The 5,229-nt window shown below is 41.0% G+C and carries 7 protein-coding genes and 1 pseudogene; 5 read left to right on the top strand and 3 right to left on the bottom strand.

Features of this window, described 5'->3' with window-relative positions; all coding sequences use genetic code 11:
* The first annotated feature begins 310 nt into the window (after nt 1-310).
* Nucleotides 311-967 carry a hypothetical protein gene (locus tag H6G26_RS43455; RefSeq protein ID WP_190736891.1) on the top strand — a complete coding sequence of 219 codons (657 nt, stop codon included), beginning with the start codon at nt 311-313 and terminating at the stop codon, nt 965-967.
* A 301-nt stretch (nt 968-1,268) separates the two neighbouring features.
* Nucleotides 1,269-1,550: pseudogene (locus H6G26_RS38145) on the top strand (transposase); the annotation flags it as partial.
* 12 nt (nt 1,551-1,562) lie between these two features.
* Here the strand turns inward: H6G26_RS38145 and H6G26_RS38140 are convergent.
* From H6G26_RS38140 to H6G26_RS38130, 3 genes are read right to left on the bottom strand one after another with little or no spacing between them, the layout of a single operon-like run.
* Nucleotides 1,563-2,255 carry a hypothetical protein gene (locus H6G26_RS38140; RefSeq protein ID WP_199327266.1) on the bottom strand — a complete coding sequence of 231 codons (693 nt, stop codon included), beginning with the start codon at nt 2,253-2,255 and terminating at the stop codon, nt 1,563-1,565.
* Between the two features lie 55 nt (nt 2,256-2,310).
* Entirely contained in the window at nt 2,311-3,297 is a 987-nt protein-coding gene (locus H6G26_RS38135; protein ID WP_190736889.1) for a homocysteine S-methyltransferase family protein, read from the bottom strand.
* 19 nt (nt 3,298-3,316) lie between these two features.
* Nucleotides 3,317-3,454, bottom strand: a complete 138-nt coding sequence (locus tag H6G26_RS38130; protein ID WP_190736887.1) for a hypothetical protein — start codon at nt 3,452-3,454, stop codon at nt 3,317-3,319.
* Nucleotides 3,455-3,539: 85 nt separating this feature from the next.
* On the opposite strand from H6G26_RS38130, the gene H6G26_RS38125 reads away from it, so the two are divergent.
* From H6G26_RS38125 to H6G26_RS38115, 3 genes are all read left to right on the top strand, one after another.
* Nucleotides 3,540-3,977: an Rrf2 family transcriptional regulator gene (locus H6G26_RS38125; protein WP_190736885.1), complete on the top strand. Its 438-nt coding sequence runs from the start codon at nt 3,540-3,542 to the stop codon at nt 3,975-3,977.
* 18 nt (nt 3,978-3,995) lie between these two features.
* Nucleotides 3,996-4,235 carry a hypothetical protein gene (locus H6G26_RS38120; RefSeq protein ID WP_190736883.1) on the top strand — a complete coding sequence of 80 codons (240 nt, stop codon included), beginning with the start codon at nt 3,996-3,998 and terminating at the stop codon, nt 4,233-4,235.
* A gap of 160 nt (nt 4,236-4,395) precedes the next feature.
* Complete coding sequence (locus H6G26_RS38115; RefSeq protein ID WP_242054267.1) at nt 4,396-4,740, top strand: hypothetical protein; 345 nt, start codon at nt 4,396-4,398, stop codon at nt 4,738-4,740.
* Nucleotides 4,741-5,229: the final 489 nt, after the last annotated feature.

The raw sequence follows: 5,229 nt of genomic DNA, 5'->3' as shown, positions 1-5,229 counted from the left end.
GTATATCATTAGAAGTATTCATTGGCTGTTCCTCAAAGGCATTGGCTTAAAATTTGGATGAGTAAAGTCGGGGAAGGTAGGTATAAATAATTTGCACGGAATAAATACTCTACTGTAAATCTATGGGAAATACCAGTCCTTTGCTGAAGAATTTATCAATATCTGGCGTAAAAGCAGCATCAAAGATGTTTTAAGTAAATCGGTAGAGCGATTGAGCTAAGTTTCGTCAGTTTGATGGATGTGTCAAAGTGCTGAATCTGATGAAATTGTTGGTCAAGAAAACGTTTAATTTAAAACTCGCAAAACATTTATGACACAAATCCCCATCGTTCGCCAGATTCTATCAGATCCAGATACCGGATTGTTGTCATATCTTAGTCAACAACTTCAAACACCGAGTTTTTCACATTTTAAAAGCCAATTTGATTTTTATGTAGATGAGTCTTGTACGCAAGTTACCTCGGTAGACGATTCTTTAGAAATACAAACGATACTTTTGCTGACTCTGAAGTTATCGATCATTGCAGATAGCCAAACTTTCTCAGATGATGCGACAGTACACGCTGTTGAGTTTCAAGAATTACTAGATGCACAAATTATTAGATGGAGCCAGAACAACTCACAATTGCTTAAACCAATCTCATCCATTAAAAACACATTCAGTCAGTTGTCAGATATCCCGTTCCACGGTGGCTATCTTCCAGGTTTTGAAATTAAAAGCCAGTTTTCTCTAATTTACAGTCCTATTACTGCACAGTTAAGCCAATCAGATGAGCCTGAATATTCTTTGCATAGTCCAGGGGAACGCACTCCTATTAGCGGACAGTATGAAGTAATTAATTCTAATGGAAAAGGCACCGGGCTAGAGGTAACATCAACTGCTGGAAATCCGTTTCCTCCAACGAGTGAATCTGACCAATCATATCGGTTAGTTGACCCGACAAAGCACAAAAACTCTAAGAAGTAAAGTAGCATTAGCGTTGGTCAAAGGCAATCTTGAGCTAGGGGAGCTTCTGCTCACGAACTATTAACTGTCAGATATAGTTGGATTGCCCTGGAGCGCAACCAACGAAGTATGAGTAAGTAATCTGTCTCAAGCAAGATTAGGAAAGGCAAGACAGCAACTAAGCTGTTATTGGTTGGTTAGTCATTAGTTTGCATAGGGGGGTACTTAAACAAAGTTTAGGTACTCTTTATCTAAGTATTTTTCATTCATTCAGATGTTCTCTACAAGACACTATTGCTGGCTGGCTTTTGACCAGGAGTCAATTGTTTTAGATAATGCTAGCTATCATAAAAAGAAAATAATCTTAGCTGAAATTGAAACAAATTTACCAAATATTCAACTGCATTTTCTACCGCCCTATAGTCCCGATTATAATCTCATCGAGTTAGTGTGCCACTCAGCTAAGGAATATATTGCTCATAGATTATTCCAATCAGTTGAGCAATTAAAGAATCTATTAGAGCGCTTGCTAAATCAAGGCGAATTAATTATTAAATGGTATCGTCGAGTGAAAAACAAAGGTAATGCTGTTACAGCAACTTAAATGTGGAACAGCTTACCACTGTCGTGAAATTAAGCCAGCTAGCAATCCCAACCAAGTCATTAACCATAAACTCCAGATCAGTCTCTGTCTGACAGGCAAAGAAAGGGTAAGAAATCTGCAATCGCGTCGCTGCTTCCTGATGAATTCACTGGCATTGGAAGGAATTTGTCTCGACCGTTGCGGTGTGTGTCGCTGTCTAATCACTAGAGCAATACCTCCCAGAACAGCGATCACTGCCAGCATTGGCACACTCAGTTGTACCACTGCCGCATGTGTTACTTGCAAGCCTGGTAAGGCATGATACCAAATGGCATAGCCCATCCCAGATGCGATTGCTCCGGCGGCGATCGCATAACCTCGCAACCGTTCCTCTATGCACAACCCATAGCTAATCATAATAATTTGTATCGAGCCAAACAGCAGTAAAGCAACTGTTCCAGGTGACAAGTTGACATAGGCGATCGCAAAGCAGGCAGCATAGGCAATCAGCACCAGGGATGCGAACCAACTGCCTACCCTGGCGATCATCTCTCCTGGTAACCGGACTATCAGCCAAAGCATTAAAGCACCAGAGAGCAAACGAATCGATGTGAAACTAGCGGCATCAATATTAGTGTGCTTGAGTGCCATGTGGCAGAGTAGAGATTTGTTAGCAAAAGCAAGCACAGCAGAGATGGTCAGAATAAGAGTGCCTATAGGTGGCATATAAGTATTTCCAACCAAAATATATTGAAATTTAGTATGGAAGGCAACATCATAATTAGATCCTTTCTAATCTCATTTGAGATGAGAGATGAGTCCAAAATAATGGCAAGCAAGCTTTACAAATAGCTTCGATATGGCGATGATCTGTGCCACAGCAACCTCCCAAAACACTCAAATTCTTTAACTTAGCTTTCAACGCTTGATAGTGATTACCCAAATCTTCTGGATTGCCAGCATCTAGGGTTTCTGACTCATTCAGTTGGGCATGACTTTTGGTGGATGCATTGGCTCTAATGCCACGAATTCGTTCCAGCCAAGGTTCGTTAGGTAACAACAGTTGTGCAAAGTGAGTAGGATGGGCACAGTTGAGCATATAGTAGGCAGGCCCTTGATTTGTTGCAGCATCAACTTGGGCGATCGCATCCTTCAATGTCTGACCAGTAGGCAAATGACCATCTGTTTCCACTGTAAAAGAAATCACCACAGGCATTCCTACTAACTCAGCAGCACAAGTAATTCCGATCGCCTCTTCCACATAGTTCATGGTAATTGCCGTCACTAAATCAGCATCGGCATTGTGAAATACTTCTATTTGGGGGTGGTGATAGTCGGCTGCTTCATTTGCTGTCATGGCATTAGCGGGAATATAGCCATCACCACGGGGTCCTACACATCCACTAATTACCATCGGAGTCTGGTCAGTTTCGTATTCCTGACGAATGGTATGCAAAAGAGCGATCGCCTTGTAGTTCATCTCTGCTAAAGCCGTGCTAGAGTACCCCAATTTAGTCCCCCAGTCTGGGTTTGCCCGCCAAGTTGCGCTCTCTAAAATCAGGCCTACCTGATAGTTCCTGGCAAGAGCAGCATAGGTTCGGAAGTATTTCTGAAGTGCTTGATAGCCTGTGTTATTCTTTAACAAATCAAATGCTGCAAAGTCTGGTAAATTCAATCCTTCAAGAAAGATGAGTGTGGTTTCAATGCCACCATCCGTGATGAATAAATCCCTCGATAATTGAGGCAATTTGTTTCGATACTGAGCCATTTTAGTTCTCCTGGGTTAACTAACTATGTTGGATACTGGTTATTGCTTGAAACGCCATTTGTCCCTGAGTTACATCTTGTGAAACGGTAGTCACTAACTCTTGCAGCTCACTAGGAGCAACACCGTTAATGGTTTGGATTTGTTGTGTTGTCATCATTAAACTCCTTAGTTTAATTACCTTCAATTTTTCAGCAGCAAAGAATGAATAAAAGCAAATAAAAACTTATATAGTATTTAGCCTGATGAAACTATCAAATAGTTCTGAATACTCACTTCTAGCAATGTTGGCATTGGTAGATTGCTACCACAATGCCGATTCAATGCAAATTAAAGAAATAGCAGAGCTAAGGAGTATACCAAATCGCTATTTAGAACAGCTACTAGCTACACTAAGATGCCGAGGTTTAATTAACAGCATACGTGGTTCTAAAGGTGGTTATGTTTTAGCACGTGAGCCTCGGAAAATTACAGTTTTAGATGTTTTAACTTGCATTGAGGGAGTAGAGATTGATGCATCTACCAACAATATAACCCTTGAAAACATAGAATCAAGCATTGTGGAAGAGATTTGGCAAGAAGCTTGTCAAGCGGCTAACCTGGTTTTGCAAAAGTATTCACTCCAAGACCTTTGGGAAAAGCAAGCTACACGCCTACAAAAGGCGTTGATGTATTACATTTGAAAGGGAGTTTTTGTACCAATGTTTAACAAAAATATTTTCTCAGAGCCTATTGGTGAAACAGCTGATGTGGAAGTTTGGCTCTTGCGTGCAGGGCTAAAATTTTCTGACTTGGGTAATGATACGCTTAGTATAAGCATCCGTAAGCAGTGGCGAAAATATCAAGCAGTAGTGCAAAGATGCTGTGCAGTTTTACACCTCCCGCCAGAACGTGTTCAATTAGGAGGCGTTTATGATTTTTTGAGAATACCTGATGTTTAAGCTCAATTCACACAAAATAATACAATTTGAGTCTGAATAGTAGATTATCCCCATTCTGAATTCTTACGCTTTGTCAGGGTAAACTATGGAACTAAAAAGAGTATTCATGGACTATAGAAAGTAATCCAATAACATCAAATCTAGAGTTACAGCAGCGAAAATGCACTCGCTTGGCATTGATACTGGCGCAGATTTGAAACAGCGTTCGTCTCTGACGTTGCCGCAGGCATCGCTGACTGAGCTAACACACCACTTTGGTAAAGTAGGGCAATATTACTACAAGATTGCCAGAGCAGAAGATGATCGCCCAGTTGAGGCGAATCGGGTTCGTAAGTCGATTGGTGCAGAAACCTCGTTTGCAAGTGATTTAAGCGATGTGAACGAGATGTTGCAAGAACTCGAACAGATTGCCCAAATTGTCGAGCAACGGTTAGAGCAGCACGAAACGCGAGGCCGCACTGTGATAACGAATTTTATCACTTATCACTGTAGTAACAGTCCTTGAGCTTAAACGCTTTCAACTATAAGCCGCTAATGGGAGCATACGCAAAAAGCTAAAAGCCAACTTATCGAAAGCGATCGCACCTATGCTTGTGGCTGCCAAAGAAGCTGTAGATAAATAGTGGCAGCGTAAAGATAGAGAATATCAACAAAAACTTACCTAGACACTATAAATTAGGTCATTAACGAATGGCACGCTTGAAAAGCTGAAAGCTCGTCTGGGCTGGGTGTTGGGGGTAGGTATGGGGTATAGGGAAAAATCAATAAAAGTAAATAAGAGTGTAGGCACAAATAAATTTCTGACTCACTACACCCACTCAGCCACACCCCATACTCAAAAGCCTTATACATATATGGGTTTGCCGTTATCAAACGTGCCATTCGGTCATTAACTAAGTTCAACTTCTTAACAGACTGATGATTTGTGGCATAATGTGGCATAATATCGTTAAAAGATTATTGTCAATTTTTGCCACAGGTAGGAGAAAGTGAC

This window comes from Nostoc sp. FACHB-888 (genome assembly GCF_014696655.1).
Lineage (GTDB): Bacteria > Cyanobacteriota > Cyanobacteriia > Cyanobacteriales > Nostocaceae > Nostoc.
This window is presented reverse-complemented; position numbering and strand designations above follow the sequence as displayed.